Annotated in this window: 18 protein-coding genes; 6 read left to right on the top strand and 12 right to left on the bottom strand. The window is 63.9% G+C overall.

Annotation, left to right across the window (positions count from 1 at the left end; genetic code table 11):
- Positions 1-16: 16 nt before the first annotated feature.
- Genes hemW through rph form a run of 3 tightly spaced genes read right to left on the bottom strand, consistent with a single transcriptional unit; the run spans position 17 to position 2,623 of the window.
- Positions 17-1,222 carry a radical SAM family heme chaperone HemW gene (gene hemW, locus O4H62_RS19845; protein ID WP_269390908.1) on the bottom strand — a complete coding sequence of 402 codons (1,206 nt, stop codon included), beginning with the start codon at positions 1,220-1,222 and terminating at the stop codon, positions 17-19.
- A gap of 17 nt (positions 1,223-1,239) precedes the next feature.
- Positions 1,240-1,893, bottom strand: coding sequence for a non-canonical purine NTP pyrophosphatase (locus O4H62_RS19850; protein ID WP_269390500.1), 654 nt, complete (start codon positions 1,891-1,893; stop codon positions 1,240-1,242).
- A 4-nt stretch (positions 1,894-1,897) separates the two neighbouring features.
- Positions 1,898-2,623, bottom strand: a complete 726-nt coding sequence (gene rph / locus O4H62_RS19855) for a ribonuclease PH (protein ID WP_269390502.1) — start codon at positions 2,621-2,623, stop codon at positions 1,898-1,900.
- Positions 2,624-2,842: 219 nt separating this feature from the next.
- Between rph and hrcA the strand changes: the two genes are divergently transcribed.
- The 3 genes from hrcA to O4H62_RS19870 all read left to right on the top strand — a co-directional run bounded on the left by hrcA (position 2,843) and on the right by O4H62_RS19870 (position 5,387).
- Entirely contained in the window at positions 2,843-3,922 is a 1,080-nt protein-coding gene (gene hrcA / locus O4H62_RS19860; protein WP_430538493.1) for a heat-inducible transcriptional repressor HrcA, read from the top strand.
- A gap of 145 nt (positions 3,923-4,067) precedes the next feature.
- Positions 4,068-4,721: a nucleotide exchange factor GrpE gene (grpE, locus tag O4H62_RS19865; RefSeq protein ID WP_269390505.1), complete on the top strand. Its 654-nt coding sequence runs from the start codon at positions 4,068-4,070 to the stop codon at positions 4,719-4,721.
- A gap of 30 nt (positions 4,722-4,751) precedes the next feature.
- Complete coding sequence (locus O4H62_RS19870) at positions 4,752-5,387, top strand: trimeric intracellular cation channel family protein (RefSeq protein ID WP_269390507.1); 636 nt, start codon at positions 4,752-4,754, stop codon at positions 5,385-5,387.
- Between the two features lie 12 nt (positions 5,388-5,399).
- Here the strand turns inward: O4H62_RS19870 and O4H62_RS19875 are convergent, their stop codons facing one another.
- From O4H62_RS19875 to mutS, 3 genes are all read right to left on the bottom strand, one after another.
- Positions 5,400-6,392 (bottom strand): adenosine kinase, encoded by a 993-nt coding sequence (locus O4H62_RS19875; protein ID WP_269390509.1) that lies wholly within the window; start codon positions 6,390-6,392, stop codon positions 5,400-5,402.
- 41 nt (positions 6,393-6,433) lie between these two features.
- The gene (locus O4H62_RS19880; RefSeq protein WP_269390511.1) at positions 6,434-7,003 is read right to left on the bottom strand and encodes an AAA family ATPase; all 570 of its coding nucleotides are present in this window, start codon (positions 7,001-7,003) and stop codon (positions 6,434-6,436) included.
- Between the two features lie 96 nt (positions 7,004-7,099).
- The gene (mutS, locus tag O4H62_RS19885) at positions 7,100-9,850 is read right to left on the bottom strand and encodes a DNA mismatch repair protein MutS (protein ID WP_269390512.1); all 2,751 of its coding nucleotides are present in this window, start codon (positions 9,848-9,850) and stop codon (positions 7,100-7,102) included.
- Positions 9,851-10,009: 159 nt separating this feature from the next.
- Between mutS and O4H62_RS19890 the strand changes: the two genes are divergently transcribed.
- Entirely contained in the window at positions 10,010-12,295 is a 2,286-nt protein-coding gene (locus tag O4H62_RS19890; protein WP_269390513.1) for an NADP-dependent malic enzyme, read from the top strand.
- 31 nt (positions 12,296-12,326) lie between these two features.
- On the opposite strand, the gene mntR is transcribed toward O4H62_RS19890, so the two are convergent.
- Complete coding sequence (gene mntR / locus O4H62_RS19895; protein ID WP_269390515.1) at positions 12,327-12,770, bottom strand: manganese-binding transcriptional regulator MntR; 444 nt, start codon at positions 12,768-12,770, stop codon at positions 12,327-12,329.
- Positions 12,771-12,980: 210 nt separating this feature from the next.
- Here mntR and O4H62_RS19900 point away from each other — a divergent pair, with 210 nt between their 5' ends.
- The gene (locus O4H62_RS19900) at positions 12,981-14,279 is read left to right on the top strand and encodes an Nramp family divalent metal transporter (RefSeq protein WP_269390516.1); all 1,299 of its coding nucleotides are present in this window, start codon (positions 12,981-12,983) and stop codon (positions 14,277-14,279) included.
- Positions 14,280-14,328: 49 nt separating this feature from the next.
- Here the strand turns inward: O4H62_RS19900 and O4H62_RS19905 are convergent, their stop codons facing one another.
- Both O4H62_RS19905 and O4H62_RS19910 read right to left on the bottom strand, forming a co-directional pair.
- Positions 14,329-15,066 (bottom strand): TylF/MycF/NovP-related O-methyltransferase, encoded by a 738-nt coding sequence (locus O4H62_RS19905; RefSeq protein ID WP_269390517.1) that lies wholly within the window; start codon positions 15,064-15,066, stop codon positions 14,329-14,331.
- A gap of 248 nt (positions 15,067-15,314) precedes the next feature.
- Complete coding sequence (locus tag O4H62_RS19910; RefSeq protein WP_269390518.1) at positions 15,315-15,500, bottom strand: hypothetical protein; 186 nt, start codon at positions 15,498-15,500, stop codon at positions 15,315-15,317.
- 167 nt (positions 15,501-15,667) lie between these two features.
- On the opposite strand from O4H62_RS19910, the gene O4H62_RS19915 reads away from it, so the two are divergent.
- Positions 15,668-16,438 (top strand): glycosyltransferase family 25 protein, encoded by a 771-nt coding sequence (locus O4H62_RS19915; RefSeq protein ID WP_269390519.1) that lies wholly within the window; start codon positions 15,668-15,670, stop codon positions 16,436-16,438.
- A gap of 8 nt (positions 16,439-16,446) precedes the next feature.
- Here the strand turns inward: O4H62_RS19915 and O4H62_RS19920 are convergent, their stop codons facing one another.
- The 3 genes from O4H62_RS19920 to O4H62_RS19930 all read right to left on the bottom strand — a co-directional run bounded on the left by O4H62_RS19920 (position 16,447) and on the right by O4H62_RS19930 (position 20,908).
- Positions 16,447-17,370, bottom strand: a complete 924-nt coding sequence (locus O4H62_RS19920; protein WP_269390521.1) for a class I SAM-dependent methyltransferase — start codon at positions 17,368-17,370, stop codon at positions 16,447-16,449.
- A gap of 175 nt (positions 17,371-17,545) precedes the next feature.
- Positions 17,546-18,415, bottom strand: a complete 870-nt coding sequence (locus tag O4H62_RS19925; RefSeq protein ID WP_269390522.1) for a GNAT family N-acetyltransferase — start codon at positions 18,413-18,415, stop codon at positions 17,546-17,548.
- A 174-nt stretch (positions 18,416-18,589) separates the two neighbouring features.
- Positions 18,590-20,908 (bottom strand): ATP-binding protein, encoded by a 2,319-nt coding sequence (locus O4H62_RS19930; protein WP_269390523.1) that lies wholly within the window; start codon positions 20,906-20,908, stop codon positions 18,590-18,592.
- Positions 20,909-20,922 lie beyond the last annotated feature (14 nt).

The raw sequence follows: 20,922 nt of genomic DNA on the forward strand, positions 1-20,922 counted from the left end.
CTAAAGATGATCGGCTCTAGAACGCCAGATCGGCCACCACCGCGTCCAGCACCAGCATGCCGGCGGGTGTGCAGCGGATCCGGTCCGCGTCCATCTGTTCGATCATTCCGTGATGGATCAGGAAGCCGGTGCGGTCGGGGTCGAGACCGCGACCGGCCAGAGCGCCCCAGCGCTTGAGGTTGATGCCCTCGCGCAACCTCAGCCCCATCAGCAGCAATTCGTCGGCTTGCTCGGAGGCGGTCAGCTCGGTGGTCTCGACCATGCCGTGGCCGCTTTCCGCCACCAGCTTCAGCCAGGTCTCCGGCGTCCGTTCGGTCGCGGTGGCGATCTTGCCGGTCCTGGTTGACAGCCGGCCGTGCGCGCCGGGACCGATGCCGGCATAGTCGCCATAGCGCCAGTAGGTCAGGTTGTGGCGGCTTTCCGCGCCCGGCCGGGCATGGTTGGACACCTCGTAGGCTGGCAGCCCATGGCTTTCGCAGACCTGGCGGGTCAGTTCGTAAAGCTCGGCCGAAAGCTCTCCGTCGGGAACGATCAGCTTGCCAGCCTTGTGCAGGCCGTAGAACGGCGTGCCTTCCTCGATGGTCAGCTGGTAGAGCGACAGGTGATCGGCGGCCAGGGAAATTGCTTCCTTGAGTTCCGCCGCCCAGGCTTCGGCCGTCTGCTCGGGGCGGGCGTAGATCAGGTCGAACGACATGCGCGGGAAGATATCGCGCGCCAGCCCGATGGCCTTCAGCGCCTCGGCCCGGTCGTGCAGCCGTCCCAGCCGTTTCAGGTCAGCGTCATTGAGCGCCTGCACGCCCATCGACACGCGGTTGACCCCGGCCTGCCGGTAGCCGCGGAACCGGCCGGCCTCGACGCTGGAAGGATTGGCCTCGAGCGTGATCTCGATCCCTTCCGGCACCACCCAGGCCTGGCGCACCGCGTCGAGAATGGCGCCGACCGTGTCGGGCGACATCAGCGACGGCGTGCCGCCGCCGAAAAAGATGCTGGTGACGACCCTTGGGCCGGAGAGCGCCCGCATCGCCGCGATTTCGCGGGTGAAGGCTGAGACATAGGCCTGCTGGTCGATGTCGGCATGCCGGACATGGCTGTTGAAATCGCAATAGGGGCACTTGGCGGCGCAGAACGGCCAATGCAGATAGACGCCGAAACCGGGCTTGCCGGTGTCCGGCGCAATGGCATCGGGCGCATTGGCATCGACGGCGGATGTACTCCCGTCAATTGGGTGAGAGGGCGTGGTCACGTGGCGGGCACACCGAGGCATTGTTCCGCAAACAGCTTGAAGGCGCGTGCCCGGTGCGACAGGGCCGTGGCCTGACCCGGCTTCCAGCCATGCTTTTCCTCGGCCGGCATCTCGCCGAAGGTGCGGCTATGTCCATCGGGCCGGAACACCGGATCGTAGCCGAAACCGAGCGATCCGCGCGGCGGCCAGACCAGCACGCCCGGCGCTTCGCCGCGATAGAAGCTCGTCTCGCCCTCGGGCGTTGCCAGGCACAGCACGCTCACAAAGCGGCCGGTGCGTTGTGCATCGCTGTCCGCCCCGCGCGCCTTGAGGGCATCCTCGACCTTCTGCATGGCGATCATGAAATCGCGGCTGCCGTCTTCCAGCGTCGCCCAGTCCGCTGTGTAGACACCCGGCGCGCCGTCCAATGCGTCGACCACGAGACCGGAATCATCCGACAGCGCGATCAGCCCGGACGCCTTTGCTGCGGCCAGCGCCTTGGTGGCGGCATTGGCTTCGAACGTGTCGCCGGTCTCCTCGGGTTCGGGAAGACCGAGTTCGGCCGCCGAGGTGACCTCGACGCCGAGCGGTCCGCACAGATCGCGGATTTCCGAGATCTTGCCGGCATTGTGGCTGGCAACCAGCAGCTTGGTCAGGGGCGCGTTCGGCATCGTGTCACAGCGGTCCCGCGACCGCTTCCTTCTGCATGGCAACCAGATCGGAGATGCCGTTCTTGGCCAGCTCCAGCAGTTCCAGCAGCTGTTCCTGCGTGAACGGCTCGGCCTCGGCCGTGCCCTGGATCTCGACGATGCCGCCCGATCCGGTCATGACGAAATTCGCATCCGTCTCGGCTGCCGAATCCTCGAGATAATCCAGATCGATCACCGGCTGGGACGCAAAGATCCCGCAGGAGACGGCGGCGACATGATCCTTGAGCACCCGCTCGGTCTTCACCATGGCGCGCGCTTCCATCCATTTCAGGCAATCGTGCAGCGCGATCCAAGCCCCGGTGATTGCCGCGGTGCGGGTGCCGCCATCGGCCTGGATGACATCGCAGTCGATGGTGATCTGGCGCTCGCCGAGTTCCTTGAGGTCGACCACGGCACGCAGCGAGCGTCCGATCAGCCGCTGGATTTCGAGCGTCCGGCCACCCTGCTTGCCCGAGGTCGCCTCGCGCCGCATGCGGTCGCCGGTCGAGCGCGGCAGCATGCCGTATTCGGCCGTCACCCAGCCCTTGCCGCCGTTGCGCAACCATGGCGGAACCCGCTCTTCGAGGCTTGCCGTGCACAGCACGTGCGTGTCGCCGAACCTGACCAGGCATGAGCCTTCGGCATGCTTGGATACGCCACGTTCAAAGCTGACCGCCCTCATGCTGTCTGTTTTCCGTCCCGAGGGGCGCATCGTCTCTCTCCTGATTTCAGTGTTGCCGCCTTCTATCGGCGCGCGCGGCGCGATGCAAAGAAAAAGCGTTCGGCTCGAGTCTATTGCTGAATGCTCCGTCAATCCGCGCCGGGCCCGGGTTGCCTCTTTCGTGTTGTTCCGCAAATCCCTATATTCCCGCTAGGCACTGCCGCGGGCGGCCTGTAGGACAATAAGCATGACCATGACAAAGACATGACCATGAACACGCCATCCATTCCTGCCGATCTTGTCGGAGCGCTCGATGAACGCTCGCGGGAGATTTTCCGCGCGCTGGTGGAAAGTTATATGGAATCCGGCGATCCGCTCGGTTCGCGCAGCCTGTCACGCATGCTGCCGATGTCGCTGTCGCCGGCATCCATCCGCAACGTGATGAGCGATCTCGAGGATCTGGGCCTGATTTATGCACCGCATGTGAGCGCCGGCAGGCTGCCGACCCAGAAGGGCTTGCGGTTTTTTGTCGACGCGTTCATGCAGGTCGGCGACCTGCAGCCGGAGATGCGCCAGACCATCGAACGCCAGGTCCATTCCGAGGATACCAGCCGACCGGTCGAGACCCTGCTCACCGAAGCGAGCCAGATGCTGTCGGGCATGACCCGTGGCGCCGGGCTGGTGATTGCGGCCAAGCAGGATTCGACCATCCGCCACATCGAGTTCATCCGGCTTGACCCGAAGCGGGCGCTTGTGGTGCTGGTCGGCGGCAACGACCAGGTCGAGAACCGGGTCATGGAACTGCCGGACGGCGTCACCGCCGGGCAACTGACCGAGGCGGCGAATTTCCTCAATGCCCATCTTGCCGGACGGACCATGGGCGAGGTGCGCAAGGAACTCGAGCGGATTACCGCCGAGGTCCGCTCCGAGCTTGACGTGCTGTCGCGCGATCTGGTCGAGCGCGGGCTGGCGGTCTGGGCCGGCAGCCGAGAGGGCGCCAATGCGGCGCGGCTGATCGTCCGCGGTCGCGGCAATCTGCTCGAAGGCCTGTCCGCCGGCGAGGAACTGGATCGCCTCAAGCTGCTGTTTGATGAACTCGAGCGCAAGGAAAGCCTGATCGAACTGATGACGCTTGCCGAAGAGGGCTCCGGCGTCCGCATCTTCATCGGCTCGGAGAACAAGCTGTTCTCGCTGTCGGGATCGTCGCTGATCGTCGCCCCCTGGCGCGATGGCGAGGACAAGGTCGTTGGCGCTGTCGGCATCATCGGGCCGACCCGGCTCAACTACGCCCGTATCGTTCCGATGGTCGATTACACCGCGCAGCTGGTCTCGCGGCTGGTTCGCAAATAGCCTGGCTGAGACGTTGCCGGCCGGTTCAATTGCCTGCCCGGCCTTGTGGGTTTGATCGGATGCACGGCGTCTCAGGCCTTGATTTTTGCCCCCCGAACGTCGATATGCGGGGCAACTCCCTAAAATTGTTTCTAACAGTCAGGACATGCACACCATGAGCGATGAAGGCCAGGGCCGCGAAAACGAAAACCCGCAGGCAGACGCCGCACCCAAGGCTGATGAGGCTGCCAACCCTGCAACCGAACAGGAACTCGACCCGATGCAGGTGCTGATGGCCGAAGTGACCGAACTCAAGGATCAGCGCCTGCGCATGGCCGCCGAGATGGAAAACCTGCGCCGCCGGACGGCCCGCGAGATCAAGGACGCGAAGAGCTACGCCATTTCCGGCTTTGCCCGTGACATGCTGCAGGTCTCCGACAATCTCCAGCGCGCGCTGGCTGCCGTGCCGGAACAGGCCGAGGCTGCCTCCGACAACGGCCTCAAGACCCTTGTCGAAGGCGTCGAGCTGACCGAGCGCGCCATGTTGTCGACGCTCGAGCGTCACGGCGTGCGCAAGCTCGAGCCGATGGGCCAGAAGTTCGATCCGAACTTCCATCAGGCCATGTATGAAGTCCCCAACACAGATGTGCCCAACAACACCGTCCTCGACGTGGTCCAGCCCGGTTACGTGATCGGCGACCGGATGCTGCGCCCGGCGATGGTCGGCGTCTCCAAGGGCGGCCCGAAGGAAGTGGCGCAGCCCGAATCCGCCCAGCCCGGCTCCGACGGACCCGATCCCGCGTCCGGCTACGACGTTTAAGGTCATCCCCGGCGGGGAAAGGAAGTACCCATGACCCCGCTCGAAGCACTCGATTATGCCGGTGTCGCGGTTTTCGCCGCCACCGGCGCGCTTGCCGCCTCGCGCAAGCAGCTCGACATGATCGGTTTCGTCTTCCTTGCGGCCGTGACCGGCATCGGCGGCGGCACCTTCCGTGACATCGTGCTTGGCGCCACACCGGTGTTCTGGGTTGAAAAACCCGCCTACCTGATTGTCTGCGTCATCGTTGCGGTGATCGTCTATTTCACCGCCCATCTGGTGGAATCGCGCTATCGCCTGTTGCTCTGGCTGGATGCGGTCGGCCTCTCCGCCTATGCGGTGATGGGCGCGGCCAAGGGCCTGACGCTGACGGGATCCCCGATCGTCGCGCTGGTCACCGGCATGATGACGGCGACGCTCGGCGGCATTCTGCGCGATCTTCTGTCAGGCGAACCCTCGGTGTTGATGCGCCCGGAAATCTATGTATCGGCAGCCCTTGTCGGCGCCGGCGGTTTTGTCGCCGCCAGCCTGCTTGGCGCGCCGCTGATTGTGGCCTCCGCGGCGGGCGTCATCGCCGCCTTTGCCGTGCGCGGCGGCGCCATCCGCTATGGTTGGGCATTTTCGCCCTACCGCTCGCGCGCAGGGCGTCCGCCCGAAGACGTCATGTGAGGCAGGCAGGGATCACAGGAGCCCGGCGTCGCGCGCGGCGTCCTTGAGGGAGAGCTGCGGGCGCGGGCCAATCTGCTGGATCACCAGACCGGCGGCGAGGCTGCCGAGCTTGCCGCAGACATCGAGCGGCTGGCCATTGGCGTAGCCGTGCAGGAAGCCAGCGGCATAGAGATCGCCGGCCCCGGTGGTGTCGACCACCTCCTCGATATCGATGGCGTCGATGTCATGGCGTTCGTCGGCGCGGATCACCACCGATCCATGTTCCGAGCGGGTAACGACTGCAAGCTTGCAATCATTGCGCAGCTGCGACACCGCGTGTTCGAAATTGTCGGTCTGGTAGAGCGATTTGGCCTCGTCCGAATTGGCGAACACGATATCGATGGTGCCCGAGCGCATCAGCTCGAGAAACTCGTCCCGGTAGCGGTCGACGCAGAACGGATCCGACAGCGTCATCGACATTTCGCGGCCGTGCTTGTGCCCGATCGCGGCGCACAGACGGATAGCGTCCTTGGCCAGCGGCGGATCCCACAGATAGCCTTCGAAATAGGTGACCTTGCTGTTCGCCACCACGTCGGCCTCCACGTCTTCAGGGCCGAGCTCGACGCAGGCGCCGAGATAGGTGTTCATCGAGCGCTCGCCGTCCGGCGTGACGAAAATCATCGATCGGGCGGTCGGCGGCGTGCCGTTCAGCGGCCGGGTCTCGAAATGCACCCCTTGCGCGCGGATGTCGTGGCTGAAGATCCCGCCGAGCTGGTCGTCGGCGACCTTGCCGAAATAGGCCGAACGGCTGCCGAAACTTGCAATGCCTGCCGCGGTGTTGCCGGCGCTGCCGCCAGAGGCCTCGATGGCCGGTCCCATGCGGGAATAGAGCAGTTCGGCGCGGTCGGCGTCGATCAGGTTCATCGCCCCCTTGATGATGGCATTGTCGACGAGAAAGGCCTCGTCGCAGCGGGCGATGATATCGACAATCGCATTGCCGATGCACAGGACGTCAAACTGGCTCATAAGGGCTCTTTTGGTTGGCGGCGTCAGGGGTGAAGCCCTTCTTAGCGTTTTTCACGCGGATTGGAAGGCTCGGAGCCTGGCAAAGTGCCAAGCGTTCGAAGCACGAAAGCGGCCCTATCGGCCACGGGCGCACGCGGAATTTCGATGAGATCGTAGCCGGCTTCGGCATAGGCGGCGATATTGGCTGCATGATCCCGGCAGGCATGGTCGAAATCATGCCGCCTTTCGCGGTCCTGGATAAAGATTTCCGGCCACGGCGGGCAGACGAAGACCGGCGTGTCGAACCGTCGCACCGCCGCCATCCCGGCCCATTCCTCGGGGACCGGCATGCCGATCACCGCGCAATAGGCGATGGCCTCGATGAAACTCCGGTCAAAAAACACGTCGCGGTCCGCGGGCGCCTGGTCGAAGGCCGCAATCGACTGCTCGAACAGAAGTCGGGCAAAAGCCTCCCGGTCCGCCCAGGGCAGGGCAGTGCCACCGGACGCCAACTGGCCGGCGACGATCTGCCGTCCGGCTTCGGCAACGGTCCTGTGACCCTTCGCCGCCAGCGCTGCAATCAGTGTCGACTTGCCGCCGCCGGAAGCCCCGGTGATCGCGAATTTAGGCATCGCCTGTCTAACCCGTAATCTGCTTTTGTAAAAAGATATCCGCACCAGCGCGGTGTTTCTGCACCGGGTCGGCTGTTTCAGCTGGATAGTCCGGAGCTAGGTCTTCGTGCTCTCCGACAACCGTCGTTTGAGCTCGTAAAGCGCCTCCAGCGCCTCGCGCGGGCTCATGTCGTCGGGGTTGAGTTCTCCAAGATACGCGTCGGTCCGGGATGGACCAGCGGCCGGCCTCGCCGGTTCCCTGTGCACCGGCACGGCAAACAGCGGCAGGTCGTCGACTAGTCGCGCCGCCGGGTTCTCCCGCTCGCTGGTCTCGAGCAGCCGCAGCACCTCTTTGGCGCGCGCCACCACCGCATCGGGAAGCCCGGCTAGCCGCGCCACCTGGATACCGTAGGAACGGTCCGCGGCGCCCGTGCCCACCTCGTGCAGGAACACCACGTCGCCCTGCCATTCCTTGACCTTCATGGTGGCGTTCGACAGCCGCGGCAGTTTTTCCGACAGAGCCGTCAGCTCGTGAAAATGCGTGGCGAACAGGCCGCGGCAGCGGTTTTCGGCATGCAGGTGCTCGACCGCCGCCCAGGCGATCGACAGCCCGTCGAAGGTCGCGGTGCCGCGGCCGATCTCGTCGAGGATCACCAGCGAATGCGGACCGGCCTGGTTGAGGATCGCCGCCGTCTCCACCATCTCGACCATGAAGGTCGAGCGCCCGCGCGCCAGATCGTCGGATGCGCCGACGCGCGAGAACAGCCGGTCGACCACGCCGATATGGGCCGAGCCTGCCGGCACGAAGGAGCCCATTTGCGCCAGGATGGCAATTAGCGCGTTCTGTCTCAGAAAGGTCGATTTACCGCCCATGTTGGGACCGGTCAGCAGCCAGATAGCGCCGCCGTCATCGTTGTCATCGGGTGGCGAGAGATTGCAATCATTGGCGACGAACGGCTGCGCCGCCTGTTTCCTGAGCGCCTGCTCGACCACCGGATGGCGTCCCGCGACGATCTCGAAGGCCAGGCTGTCATCCACTTTCGGGCGGGAATATCCCTGTTCCTGGGCCAGTTCCGCGAGCGCTGCCGTCACGTCGATGACCGACAGCGCATCGGCGGCCGCCCTGATCGCATCGGCGTGGGCCACAACCATCAGCACCAGTTCGTCGAAAGCGGCAAGCTCGATCGCCAGTGCTTCGCCCGCCGCATTGGCAATGCGGGTTTCGAGATCGGAAAGTTCCGTGGTGGTGAACCGCATGGCGTTGGCCATCGACTGCCGGTGGATGAAGCGGCTCTTGGCCTCGTCGCCTTCCGTCAGCGGCCCGGCATTCTGTGCCGTTACCTCGATGAAATAGCCCAGCACATTGTTATGCTTGATCTTCAGCGAGCGGACGCCGGTTTCCTCGGCATAGGACAGCTGCAGCCCGGCAATCACACGGCGCGACTGGTCGCGAAGCGCCCGGAGATCATCGAGTTCCGCCGAGAACCCGGCGCGGACGAACCCGCCGTCGCGCTTCATCAGCGGCAACTCGTCGTCAAGTGTTGCGGCCAGCCGCTCGCCGATCTCGCCCGGAACCGCCCCGAGCGCGGTGACGGCTTTCTTGAGGTGGGCAGGGGTTTCGCCGTCGCCGAACAGTGCCGCGATGTCGGTGGCGGCCCGGAGCCCGGCGAGGATGGCGCCGAGATCACGCGGTCCGCCGCGATTGAGCGCCAGCCGCGACAGCGCCCGCGGCATGTCGGAGACGCCCTTGAGCGCGCGGCGCAACTTGTCGCCAAGCGCCGGGTTGGCGATCAGGTGCGAGACCCCGTCGAGCCGCGCATTGATCGCGTCCGGGTCGGTCAGCGGTGCCATCAGCCACTCGGCGAGCTTGCGCCCGCCGCCGCCTGTCACCGTGCGGTCGACCGCCTTGATCAGGCTGCCCTGCCGCTCGCCCGACAGCGTCCGCACCAGCTCGAGGCTGGCCCGCGTCGCCGGATCGATGAACATCCGCGCGCCGTCGCTTTCCCGCTCGGGTCGTCCCAGCGGCGGCCGCTCGGAAATCTGGGTCTTCTCGACATAGGCAATCACCGCCGCCGCCGCCGCGAGTTCCGCGCGCGAAAAACTGCCGAACCCGTCAAGCGATCCGACATCGAAGAACCGCGCGATCCGGCCTTCGGCGGACGCACTGTCGAACAGAACCGAGGGCTGGGGAGCCGCAACCCGGCCGATCTGGTCGATCAGCGGACGGATTTCCGGATCGTGAAACACGCTGTCGGCCAGGATCAGCTCGCGCGGCTCGACCCGGGCGATGTCGGCCATCAGCCGCGCCAGCCGGCTTTCGCAGACGTGGAACGCGCCGGTGGAAATGTCGATCCAGGCCAGTCCGAACTGTGCTTCGCCGGCGCCCTTGACCCGCGCCATCGCCATCAGGAAGTTCGACTGCGACGGATCGAGCAGCTTCTCCTCGGTCAGCGTTCCGGGCGTGACCAGGCGGGTCACGTCGCGCCGCACCACCGATTTCGAACCGCGCTTCTTGGCCTCGGCCGGATCCTCGGTCTGCTCGCAGACGGCGACCCGGAAGCCGAGCGAGATCAGCTTCTGCAGGTAATCGTCCGCCGCATGCACCGGTACGCCACACATCGGGATGTCCTGGCCCAGATGCTGGCCGCGCTTGGTCAGCGTGATGCCGAGCGCCCGCGAAGCATCCACCGCATCCTCGAAGAACAGCTCGTAGAAATCCCCCATCCGGTAGAACAACAGCGAATCCGGATTGTTCGCCTTGATTTCGATGAACTGCTCCATCATCGGCGTCGCCGAGGCACGGCTTTCCGCCGTGGCAAGCTGGGCGGTTGTCAAAATAGCAGGATTAAACGGATTTTCGGCGTTCAAGAGCAAATGCCTGTCTTGGGTTTTCAAATGTTTGCGATGTAAGCTTCACCGGCCGCGCGGCTTTACAGGCCGTGCCAACCACCCTAACGGTGGGATGAGGACAAAGACAACAGGGTTGAGGCGCCATATATCAGGTCGCCCACAACGGGATGGAGACACATGCCAGGGACGGACAAGTCAGATCGCTCGATTTCAGCAGTGACCGATCAGGAGGCGCTGGATTTCCACTCCCGCGGCCGGCCCGGCAAGCTCGAGATCACCCCGACCAAGCCGATGTCGACGCAGCGCGATCTGTCGCTGGCCTATTCGCCCGGCGTCGCCGTCCCGGTCAAGGCCATTGCCGAAGATCCCTCGCGTGCCTTCGACTACACCGCCAAGGGCAACCTCGTTGCTGTGATTTCCAACGGCACTGCGATTCTCGGGCTCGGCAATCTCGGTGCACTGGCGTCCAAGCCGGTGATGGAAGGCAAGGCGGTGCTGTTCAAGCGCTTCGCCGATGTCGACTCCATCGATCTCGAGGTCGACACCGAGAATGTTGACGAGTTCATCAACTCGGTACGGTTCCTGGGCCCCAGCTTCGGCGGCATCAATCTCGAGGACATCAAGGCGCCGGATTGCTTCATCATCGAGCAGCGCCTGCGCGAGCTCATGGACATCCCGGTGTTCCATGACGACCAGCACGGCACCGCCATCATCGCGGTTGCGGGCCTCATTAACGCGCTGCACCTGACCGATCGAGATCTCAAGACCACCAAGCTGGTCTGCAACGGCGCCGGCGCTGCTGCCATTGCCTGCGTCGAGTTGGTCAAGGCCATGGGATTTGCACCGCAGAACATCACGCTCTGCGACACCAAGGGCGTGATCTACAAGGGCCGCACCGAAGGCATGAACCAGTGGAAATCGGCCCACGCGGTGGAGACCAAGGCACGCTCGCTGGCCGATGCCATGGAAGGTGCCGACGTGATCTTTGGCCTCTCGGCAAAGGGCGCTTTGACCCCTGAAATGGTCGCCTCGATGGCCAAGAACCCGATCATCTTCGCCATGGCCAATCCGGACCCGGAAATCACGCCGGAGGAAGTGGCCAGGATCCGCAACGACGCGATCATGGCGACGGGCCGCTCGGACTATCCCAACCAGGTCAACAACGTGCTTGGCTTCCCTTACATTTTCCGCGGCGCGCTCGATGTCCGCGCCACCACCATCAACGAGGACATGAAGATCGCCGCCGCCAATGCGCTGGCAGCCCTCGCCAGGGAAGATGTGCCTGACGATGTCGCCGCCGCCTACCAGGGCGTGCGTCCGCGCTTCGGCCCGCAATACATCATCCCGGTGCCGTTCGATCCGCGGCTGATCTCGGCGATTCCCGTCGCCGTCGCCAAGGCCGCGATGGATTCGGGCGTGGCGCAGAAGCCGATCCTCAACATGGATGCCTACGCGCAGGAACTCTCGGCCCGGCGCGATCCGATCGCCTCGACGCTGCAGCGGCTTTACGAGCGCGTCCGCCGCCATCCGCGCCGCGTCGTCTTCGCCGAGGGTGAGGAAGAACAGGTCATGCGCGCCGCCGTGTCCTATGTGAACCAGCGGCTCGGCACCGCCTGCCTGCTCGGCCGCGAGGAGCAGATGCGCGAAACCGCCAAGCTCGCAGGCATCGATCTCGACCGTCCCGGCATCGAACTGGTCAATGCCCGCGTCTCGCGCCGGGTGGACGCCTACACCGATTATCTCTACGCACGCCTGCAGCGCAAAGGCTATCTGCATCGCGATTGCCAGCGGCTGATCAACACCGACCGCAACCATTTCGGCGCCTGCATGGTCGCACTCGGCGATGCCGACGCGATGGTCACCGGCACCACGCGCAACTACTCGACTGCGCTCGAGGACATCCGCCGCTGCGTCGACGTCAAGCCGGGCCATCGCATGATCGGCGTGTCGCTGGCGCTCTGCCGCGGCCGCACCGTGTTTGTCGCCGACACCGCGGTCATCGACATGCCCAATTCGGAGGAACTGGCCGACATCGCCGAGGAAGCAGCCGGAATGGCGCGGCGCCTCGGTTACGAGCCGCGGGTGGCGATGCTGGCCTATTCCACCTTCGGCCACCCGACCGGCGAGCGCTCGGAGCGGGTGCGCGACGCGGTCAAGATCCTCGACAAGCGCCGGGTTGATTTCGAGTATGATGGCGAGATGGCCGCCGACGTGGCGCTCAACGCCACGGTGATGGAGCAATACCCGTTCTGCCGCCTGTCGGGCACAGCCAACGTGCTGGTCATGCCGGCCTTCCACTCGGCCTCGATCTCGACCAAGATGCTGCAGGAACTCGGCGGTTCCACCGTGATCGGCCCGCTGCTCGTCGGCCTCGACAAGTCGATCCAGATCGTCTCGATGGGCGCCAAGGATTCCGACATCGTCAACATGGCGGCCATCGCCGCCTACAACGCGTCGAACTGAGTTTGTAGAGCTGGATTAAGCCGCGGCAAGCTCACTTCGCCGCGGCGGCATCGAGATAACGCTCGAACGCCTTGAGCGTTGTCTCCGACACATGGTGTTCCAGTCCCTCGGCATCCATTTCCGCCGTTTCCGGCGGCACGCCCACGGCAACAAGCAGGTCGACAACCGTGCGATGCCGCGCCCGGACACGCTCGGCGAGGTCGGCGCCCTCATCGGTCAGGAAGACGCCGCGATAGGGTCGGGATACCGCCAGGCCCTCGCGCTTCAGCCGGGCCACGGCCTTGGTGGCGGTCGGGTGGGTGACCCCCATCCGGCTGGCAATGTCGGTTATCCGCGCTTCGCCCATTTCCTCGATCAGGTCGCTGATCATTTCGGCATAGTCTTCAAGGATCGCCATGGCCTGCGCCGCGCGGGCCTGCTGGAACCGCTCAGGCTGGTTCGGAGGAGCATCGTTGTCTTCCGGGTCCTTTGTCATTCCATCTGCTCCCACGTCTGTCTGCCGGGTTTGAAATCGCAAAAACAGAATACAGACACGGCTACACTTTGAAAAGTTGGTGCAACCTTTGTCTCCAGGATTCTGACATCGCGCCGTTCAATTGAACCTTGTTGACAAGAATGTAGCCAAGGCTTTAAAAATACCATGAAGCACTATATTCATGACCTGCGCACCGGATTGAGGACTTGAATGATGGATTCGACCTTGTCGGGACGGACGCAGGCGGCGTTCGCGGACGTTCTCGCCGGCAAGGGCCGGCGTGGGCGCGGAGCTTTGCTGTTCGCTGGGCCGGCTGTTGTGGCCTCGGTCGCCTACATGGATCCGGGCAACTACGCCACGAATATCCAGGCCGGCGCCGGCTATGGCTATGGCTTGCTCTGGGTGGTGCTTGTCGCCAACCTGATCGCGATGCTGTTTCAGGCGCTCTCGGCCCGCCTCGGCATCGTCACCGGGAGAAATCTTGCCGAATTGTGCCGGGAACATTTCCCTGCGCCGGTTGTCTGGGTGATGTGGGTGGTGAGTGAAATTGCCGCCATGGCCACCGATCTCGCCGAGTTTCTCGGCGGAGCGATAGGGCTGGCACTGCTGTTCGGCATGCCGCTAATGGCCGGCATGGTGGTCACCGCAATCGTCACCTACGGAATCCTGCTGTTCGAGGCCCGCGGTTTCAGGACCATGGAGCTGATCATCGGAACCCTCGTGGCAATCATCGGCCTGAGCTATGTCATCGAGATTTTCATCGCGCCGATTGCATGGGGTGACGCCGCCTATGGCGTCGTGACGCCGGAGCTCGCCGATATCAATGCCGTTACCATCGCAGTGGGGATCATCGGGGCCACCGTCATGCCGCATGCGATCTATCTGCATTCAGGGCTGATGCAGGACCGGGTGATCATTCCGGATCAGGCAGCGCGCCGCAAGGTCGTGCGCTTTTCCAACATCGAAGTCGTGGTGGCCCTTTCGATCGCCGGGATGGTCAACATGGCGATGGTGATGATGGCGGCGAGCGCATTCCATTCCGGCCACAGCGAAGTGGCCGAGATCGAGACCGCCTATCACCTGCTTACCCCGTTGCTGGGAAGCGCTGCAGCCAGCGTCTTTCTCGTCTCGTTGATTGCTTCGGGCGTTTCGAGTTCTGTGGTGGGCACGATGGCCGGGCAAATGATCATGCAGGGTTTCACCACCTGGCGCCTGCCCATCTGGTTCCGCCGTCTGATAACGATGATCCCGTCTTTCGTCGTGGTGGCGCTCGGCGTCAACGCCACCAATGCACTTGTCATGAGCCAGGTGGTGCTGAGCATCGCGCTGCCGGTGCCGATGGTGGCCTTGATCCTGTTCGCCGGGCGCAGGGACATCATGGGAGAATTCGCCAGCGGACCTCTGCTGCGGGTGCTGGCAATTCTCGGCGCCACGATAGTGCTGCTGCTCAACTTCGTGCTGCTGGCGCAGGTCTTCGGCATCGACCTGCCGGGTTTCGCACCCGGCTAGAAAGGTTGTCGAGCGCGGGACAGATACCGCTCGGTGAATGGCGCTCGTCTCAGCCGCAGAGCCGCAGCGGCTCCGGGATCGAGTAAACTTCTTCCTCGGCCAGCGGCTTGCGCACGAACCAGAGCGGCTTCCGGCCGCCATCGATCAGCTCCGGCTTGACCGGCTGATCGGCAAAATACTCGTCCACCGCGCGCGAGGCGCCGGGCCATTTCGGCTCGGCGTAGTCGTCGAACACCACGATACCGCCCGGCACCAGTTGCTCGTAAAGCTCGTTGAGGCAGTCGAGATGCGATTCGTAGATGTCGCAATCGATGAACATGAAGCAGTACTTGCGCGGCTTCATTTGCGGCAGCGTGTCGGAAAAGAAGCCCTTCACCACGTAGCCGTTGATGCGGTAGGCGTCGAAATAGGCGATCAGCCGCTCGGGCACGTCGGAGGCGTGCCTGAACTTGCGGCGGACCTTGAAGCGGAAGCGGAACGGGCCGAGGTCGGCGTCGAGTATCCGGTCCTGGGGAAACCCTTGGAAACTGTCGCAGGCGAAGAGTTTCTTTGATGGCGCCAGGTCACGCATCCTGCGGCCCATCAGCCGCGTAGTGGCGCCACGGTAGACGCCGCACTCGATCACGTCGCCTTCCAGCCCGAGGCTCTCTTCCAGCAGCTCGATAAGCGGGCTCTCGCTGCACTCCGCATCGAGCCGGCGCCAGTACTCGGCCTGGCCTGCCTCGGTCTGCATAAGCGTGGCGATTTCTTCGTCCTTGCGGATCCGCAACCGGTCAACCCGCTTCATGGTCGGTCCACAGCTGGCGCACGCCAGTCTTCTGGCTGCCGGATCTCTCGCAATTGCTGCACGAACTCAAACCTTCACATCGCATTTCTTGACTTGCAGCAGACGCAGCGGATTGGCTCCACGCTGGTTCGCGTACGCTATGACGCCCCAGACTGGCTGTTTATGGTTAATTATCCTTTAAATACAGCTGGTCAGCGGCGGATGTCCGGCCCAGGACGAGTGCCTGTCAGCGCATCGTTCGCGCACAGTCAGTCGATAACCGGGGTGTAGCTCCAGAAGCGATCATCTTTAGCTGGAATCGCCTGAGCTTGGTCTAACTGACCGTCTTCGTAGGGCTTGGACGTCATTTCCGCGCCAGCGTCGTCAGAATCCTCGCACAATGCGCTGTATCGCACTTGCTGTTTTTCCCGGCGGACACGAATAATCCTGTCCATCAAATCGCTTTTAGCTAAAGATGATCGGCCCTAGCCCCGGTTGCCCGATTTTGGTATCTCACCCCTTGGATCCCGTGGGGCGGGATTGAACCAGGGATCGCGGTTCGGGCGCGGAGACAAACAGCGGGATGCCCGAAAGATCGGCGGCCCGGGGACAAGGCTTGGCAATGCACGGTGAAAAGCCATTCAAGACATACCTGATCAATCTTGATCGCGCGGTCGACCGGTTCAGGTTCATGGATGCGCAGCTTCGCGATCTCGGGATCGATTATGAACGCATCGCGGCCGTCGACCGGATGAAGATCGATGCATCGGTTCCGGAGTTCGATGCCACCGGTTACAGGCTGCTGCATGGCCGCGGCTTCCACGACGGTGAAATTGCCTGCTATCTCAGCCATATCGCCTGCCTGCGGGCCTTCCTTGCCAGCTCCGCCGACTACGCGCTGATTCTCGAAGATGATTGCCGTCTTCCCGCCGATCTGTCCGCCCTCATCAAGGCTGCCATCGCCGATGGAGGCGAATGGGACATTCTGCGACTATCCACGGTCAATTCCGGTATCCGGGTCCCCTATCGCAAGCTCGACGGGACGCATTCCCTGGCGATTGCGCTGACGCGCGAGAAGGGCGCCGGCGGCTACGTGGTCAACCGCCGCTGCGCCGAAGTCTTCCTCAAGAAACTGCTGCCGATACGGGTGGCCTGGGATATCGCATTCGACATCGAATACCTGATGGGGTTGAGATCGGTCTTCGTCGAGCCGGTGCCGATCGATCAGAACACCGGCATGGAAACCCAGATCCAGGTCACGGCCAAGCGCGTCAAGCTCTCACCCGCCCGTTACCTGACTGTATTCCCCTATCGTGCCCATCTCGAGATCAACCGGTTCATCCGCCGTGGCCTGCGCTTGCTCTGGAAGAAAGCCGTCGGCCGGAAGGCGTGATCGCCGGCTTACCGTCTCGACCGGCGTGAGCCGGTCAGCTTGCTGGCCTGATACCTGAGATAGCTCGAAACAATGCGTCCGCTGCCATAGAGCTGCTCTGACAGCTCACGGCCCTGGCGCGCCTCGTTCTCGACGATGTCCGCATCCATTTCAGCCCGCCGGAAAATGATGCCGGTCGGATCGATGATCCGTTCCGGTTTCAATCCGGCGCGGGCGGCGGCGACCACCAGGTTGTGCCGGTTGAAGCCTGTCAGGTGGGCGAAGTGCAGTGCGCCAAATCCCTTGTTGGGGTCGGTGGTCCCGAGATCCGGGACCTCGACATAGACGAGCCCGCCGGGAACGGTCCACTCCGCCATCTGCCGCATGGCGGCAACCGGGTCACGCAGGTGCTCCACCACATGAAAACAGGTAACAAGATCGAAGGGCGTGTCGAACTTCATGTCCTGCCAGCCGGCCACGGTGATCCGTTCGCCATACAGCGACCTGGCATAGCTGCCATAGGTGTCGCCGGGTTCGAAACCGTGGGAATCGTATCCCTTCTCCAGCATGCCGCCGACAAATTCGCCGGAGCCGCAGCCGAAATCCAGCGTCCGCGCACCGGGATCCAGCAGGCCTTCGAGTTGCGCGATGCGCCTGGCGGCCTCGGCCCGACGCTTGCGCAGATGCCGTTCCTTCGGCTCGGTCGTGGCCGCCTGGTAGTCGAAGCGGTAGTAATCCTGATAGTAGGTCGCGAGCTCGGCATCCGTCGGCATCGGATTTGTGTAGAGCAGCCCGCAATGCCCGCACATGCAGGTCGGCAACCGCTTCAGCCGCCGGTCGAGCGAGACCAGGGGTTTGCTCGCCTCATGTCCGCAGGCAGGGCACGGCACCGCCTCGCCCTTGTAGGGATAGGCTGTGAAAGGCAGAAAGAACTGCAGGATATTGTAGCCCATTGGCCCCTCGCAATGGCACGGCATAATTAAGGTTGGCCCGGGCCAACCCTTCGACGTGCTTTGCCCTACCCTTTGCGGGAGGCTAAAGGCAAATGGAAAGTTTGCGGCAACCGCGTGCCGACCTGATCAATCGGGGATTAACTCAGCCGGGTTCGCCCAGAGATCGTTGTTCTGATCAGGCGGCAAACCGTGAGGCGTCGGCGCCGTAGTGATTGATGTAGCGGCCGTTGATCTGCTTGACCGGCAGGATCACCAGCACGTCGGTGGTGCCGAAGGCCGTATCGACCACGGCCTCGTCCGAGACCAGCGCGCCGACCCTGAGATAGCCCTTGACCAGCGGCGGCATTGCCGCAAGCGCCGCCCGCGGATTGATCGCCTCGACCGGCATCATGTCCATCGACAGGCCGCGGCCGGCGATTGCCCGGACTTTCCAGTCGACAGTGGCCGAGGCGGTCTGGTTGAGGAACGACAGCGCCAGCGCATGCGCATAAGGCCTGTCGCCGGGAAACGAGGCGCAGCCGAACATCACGTCGATGCCGTGGGCAAGCGCATAGGCCCAGTTGCCCTGCCATAGCGCTTCCAGCGTGCGGCGGGTGCGGTAGGTGCTCAGCACGCAGGACCGGCCGAGCTCCAGGAACCGCTTGTCCGAATTGCGCGCGGCCAGGTCGACCACATCGAATTCGTTCTGCGAATAGAAACCGTCATGGCGGGCGGCAACCTCCTGCCTGAGCAGCCTGTAGGTGCCGACGATCTGCTCCTCGACATCGCCTGTCAGCGCCGTGTCGAGCACCAGAAGGTGATCGCAGTAGCGGTCGATACTGTCGAAATCGCGTTTCTGCCGCATGGCGTCTTCGGGAAGCCGGGCGCCCATTTCCTCGACGAAGACCCGGTAGCGCAGCGCCTGCGCTGCTTCGACTTCGCTGCGCGTTGCTGCAAGCCGGACTTCCAGTGATCCGATGCGGCCGAGAACCTGGCTCGTCGGTTTGAAACCGGCAATAGGAGCGAGGAATGGAGTGGACAAAGGCTGATGCAATTGCGTTTCCATGGGTAATCTCCCGAGTGGTGATGCCGGGGTTCAACCATGATTCTGCGACATCCGAGTGACATTTGCCATCCCGTATGTGGTATTTTGGAGGTCAATCTGTGTTCGGATCGAAACAGAACAGCCGGAAAACCGGTGCCGGGCCGCAAGACAAGGCCTGATCGTGCGCCGCGGGCCTTACCCCGTTGCGCGCAACTTCTTTCCTGCAGTCATCGTCACCAGTTGCAGAAGCCACTCCGGATCGATCGGTTTCTCCGCGTGTCCATCAGCGCCGGCGGCCAGCAACTCGTCGGCGGTCGAGGCCTGGCCATCGGCGGTCAGCACGATGATCGGCAACCGGGCGAGCTGGCCTGCGGCTTCCTCCGCACGGATCATCTGGATGGCGCTGCGCCCATCAAGCTCCGGCATCGACAGGTCGGTGATCACCAGGTCATAGCCCGCCACGCCGCCGGGGCGCTCCATCGCCTCGTTCACGAGTTCGCGGCCGTTGACGACCACGGTGACACGGTGACCCTGGCGGGCGAGGTTGGTGCGCACCACCAGCGCATTGACCGGATCGTCTTCGGCGAGAAGGATGTCGAGCGTCGGATTGTCGGAAGACCGCTCCAGCATCACCGGCCGCGGCTTTGAGTGCAGCCGGTCGCGATCCTCCCGGTCGTCGCGCCGGGTCAGCACATTGATCAGCGATGCCCGGCGGACCGGCCGCACCAGCCAGGCGTTGGCGCCATGGCCAGCAAGGCTATCCAGGTCTCGGCTGTCTTCCGGGGCGATCACCAGCGTGCGTTCGATGCCGGCCGGCAGTTCGGTTGGCGCCGTCGCCAGCAGGGTGTCTGCGCGCTCGGCAATGCGGCGGTCGACGATGATGTCGCTCAGTCCCGCGCCGGAGCGGTAGAGCCGTGTCAGCGCGGCAATCATGCTCTCGGAGTCATCCGCGGTCTCGGCAATCCCGCCGAGATCCCGGATTGTCCACAGCAGTGCGGTTGAAACCGGGCCGCGCGGAGCGATCACCAGCACGGCGCGGTCGGCAAGCGGGCCGCGCACCGGTGCGCCGCCTTCAGGCACTGCCAGTTCCCTGACCGGCACCGTGAAGCGGAAGGTGCTGCCCTGGCCCGGCGTCGAGGTCACGCCGATTTCACCGCCCAGCGCTTCGACGATGCGGGCCGAGATGGAAAGCCCGAGGCCGGCTCCGCCATGCTTGCGGGTGGGGCCGTTGTTGGCGCGTTCGAATTCGCCGAAGATGCGGGCCTGGTCGGCCTCCTTCAGTCCCGGACCGGTGTCGGAAACGATGAACGCCAGTTGCTTGTCCTCGCGCGTCACCTCGATCAGCACGCCGCCGGTTTCGGTGAACTTGATGGCGTTGCCGACGAGGTTGAACAGCACCTGCCGCAACCTTCCGATGTCCGAGGTGATCATGCGCGGCACCTCGGGCGCAACATGGACCGCGATCTCGATGCCCTTTTCATGGGCGCGCGACGCCATCAGTTCGCAGACGCCGTTGACCAGGTCTTCGAGGTTGCCTTCCTCGTGCCGCAGGTGCAGGCGGCCCGCCTCGATCGACGTCACATCGAGCAGATCCTCGATCAGCGACAGAAGCGCCATGCCGGATTCGCTCGCGGTCTTCAGGTAGCTTGCCTGTTCCGGCGTCGTCTGGGTCTGTGCGAGCAGGTGCGTCATGCCGAGAATGCCGTTGAGCGGCGTGCGGATTTCATGGCTGACGGTGGCCAGGAACCGTGACTTGGCGTGGTTGGCGGCCTCCGCCTTCTCGCGTGCCTCGACCAGCTCGGCTTCCGTGTGCCTGGCCTCGGTGATGTTCCGACCGATACACTGCCGGGTGATCTGGCCGGATACCGGATCGCGGGCCATGGTTTCATGCCAGGTCCAGATCGTCTGTCCGTCGCCTTCGCCGAGCAGCAGTTCGGAAGCGCCGTTGCCTTCGGTCTTTGCCGGTTCGATGCCGGCCATGGGCAGCGTCAGGCCGACCGGATTGTCAAACCCGGTTGCTTCCTTGAATGTCTCGTTGGCATAGATGATCTGGCCGTTCAGGCCGCAGACGACCACCATGTCGCCAAGCGCATCGAAGAGTCCGGCGAGCTGGTCCGAAAACTCGCCCAGTTCCCATTTGCGGTCGATCTCGTGTTCGGAAAAGCCGCTTGCGTCCGGTCTTGAACGTGCCGGGCTCGCGGATGCAGGCCCGTTGAACGAACGCTGCAGCAAGGGGACTGCAGCGTAGATGGCGATGCCCGCGACCGAGGCGAGCAACAGGGCCGGTGCGTTGAAAGCCACGGAAACCGCCGCCGCGGTCAGCGCCGCGGCGACCGCAAACAGCGGCCTCGAGGCGGAATGGACCGGGGGCTGCTGTGCCCGCTCGCTGTCCACGAACACGTCGGGAACCGGATGCCTTGCCGCCGGATCGGCGTGCAGCGTGCTCGCCTGCGCGGCCGTCTGATTGCTCAGGGCTTGCTGGAGGGTTTGTTGCAGTCGTAGCGGTTCTGTCATCATGGGCCCGTGAT

Source organism: Parahoeflea alexandrii, from assembly GCF_027214025.1.
GTDB lineage: Bacteria > Pseudomonadota > Alphaproteobacteria > Rhizobiales > Rhizobiaceae > Hoeflea > Hoeflea alexandrii_A.

Excerpts from the sequence above, each read along its gene's own strand:
- O4H62_RS19850 (WP_269390500.1), bottom strand. The coding sequence starts at position 1,893 with ATGCCGAACGCGCCCCTGACCAAGCTGCTGGTTGCCAGCCACAATGCC.
- O4H62_RS19875 (WP_269390509.1), bottom strand. The coding sequence starts at position 6,392 with ATGAGCCAGTTTGACGTCCTGTGCATCGGCAATGCGATTGTCGATATC.
- O4H62_RS19925 (WP_269390522.1), bottom strand. The coding sequence starts at position 18,415 with ATGGAAACGCAATTGCATCAGCCTTTGTCCACTCCATTCCTCGCTCCT.
- O4H62_RS19890 (WP_269390513.1), top strand. The coding sequence starts at position 10,010 with ATGCCAGGGACGGACAAGTCAGATCGCTCGATTTCAGCAGTGACCGAT.
- O4H62_RS19900 (WP_269390516.1), top strand. The coding sequence starts at position 12,981 with ATGATGGATTCGACCTTGTCGGGACGGACGCAGGCGGCGTTCGCGGAC.
- grpE (WP_269390505.1), top strand. The coding sequence starts at position 4,068 with ATGCACACCATGAGCGATGAAGGCCAGGGCCGCGAAAACGAAAACCCG.
- O4H62_RS19910 (WP_269390518.1), bottom strand. The coding sequence starts at position 15,500 with ATGGACAGGATTATTCGTGTCCGCCGGGAAAAACAGCAAGTGCGATAC.
- O4H62_RS19915 (WP_269390519.1), top strand. The coding sequence starts at position 15,668 with ATGCACGGTGAAAAGCCATTCAAGACATACCTGATCAATCTTGATCGC.
- O4H62_RS19880 (WP_269390511.1), bottom strand. The coding sequence starts at position 7,003 with ATGCCTAAATTCGCGATCACCGGGGCTTCCGGCGGCGGCAAGTCGACA.
- rph (WP_269390502.1), bottom strand. The coding sequence starts at position 2,623 with ATGCGCCCCTCGGGACGGAAAACAGACAGCATGAGGGCGGTCAGCTTT.
- O4H62_RS19905 (WP_269390517.1), bottom strand. The coding sequence starts at position 15,066 with ATGAAGCGGGTTGACCGGTTGCGGATCCGCAAGGACGAAGAAATCGCC.
- mntR (WP_269390515.1), bottom strand. The coding sequence starts at position 12,770 with ATGACAAAGGACCCGGAAGACAACGATGCTCCTCCGAACCAGCCTGAG.
- hrcA (WP_430538493.1), top strand. The coding sequence starts at position 2,843 with ATGAACACGCCATCCATTCCTGCCGATCTTGTCGGAGCGCTCGATGAA.
- O4H62_RS19930 (WP_269390523.1), bottom strand. The coding sequence starts at position 20,908 with ATGACAGAACCGCTACGACTGCAACAAACCCTCCAGCAAGCCCTGAGC.
- O4H62_RS19870 (WP_269390507.1), top strand. The coding sequence starts at position 4,752 with ATGACCCCGCTCGAAGCACTCGATTATGCCGGTGTCGCGGTTTTCGCC.
- O4H62_RS19920 (WP_269390521.1), bottom strand. The coding sequence starts at position 17,370 with ATGGGCTACAATATCCTGCAGTTCTTTCTGCCTTTCACAGCCTATCCC.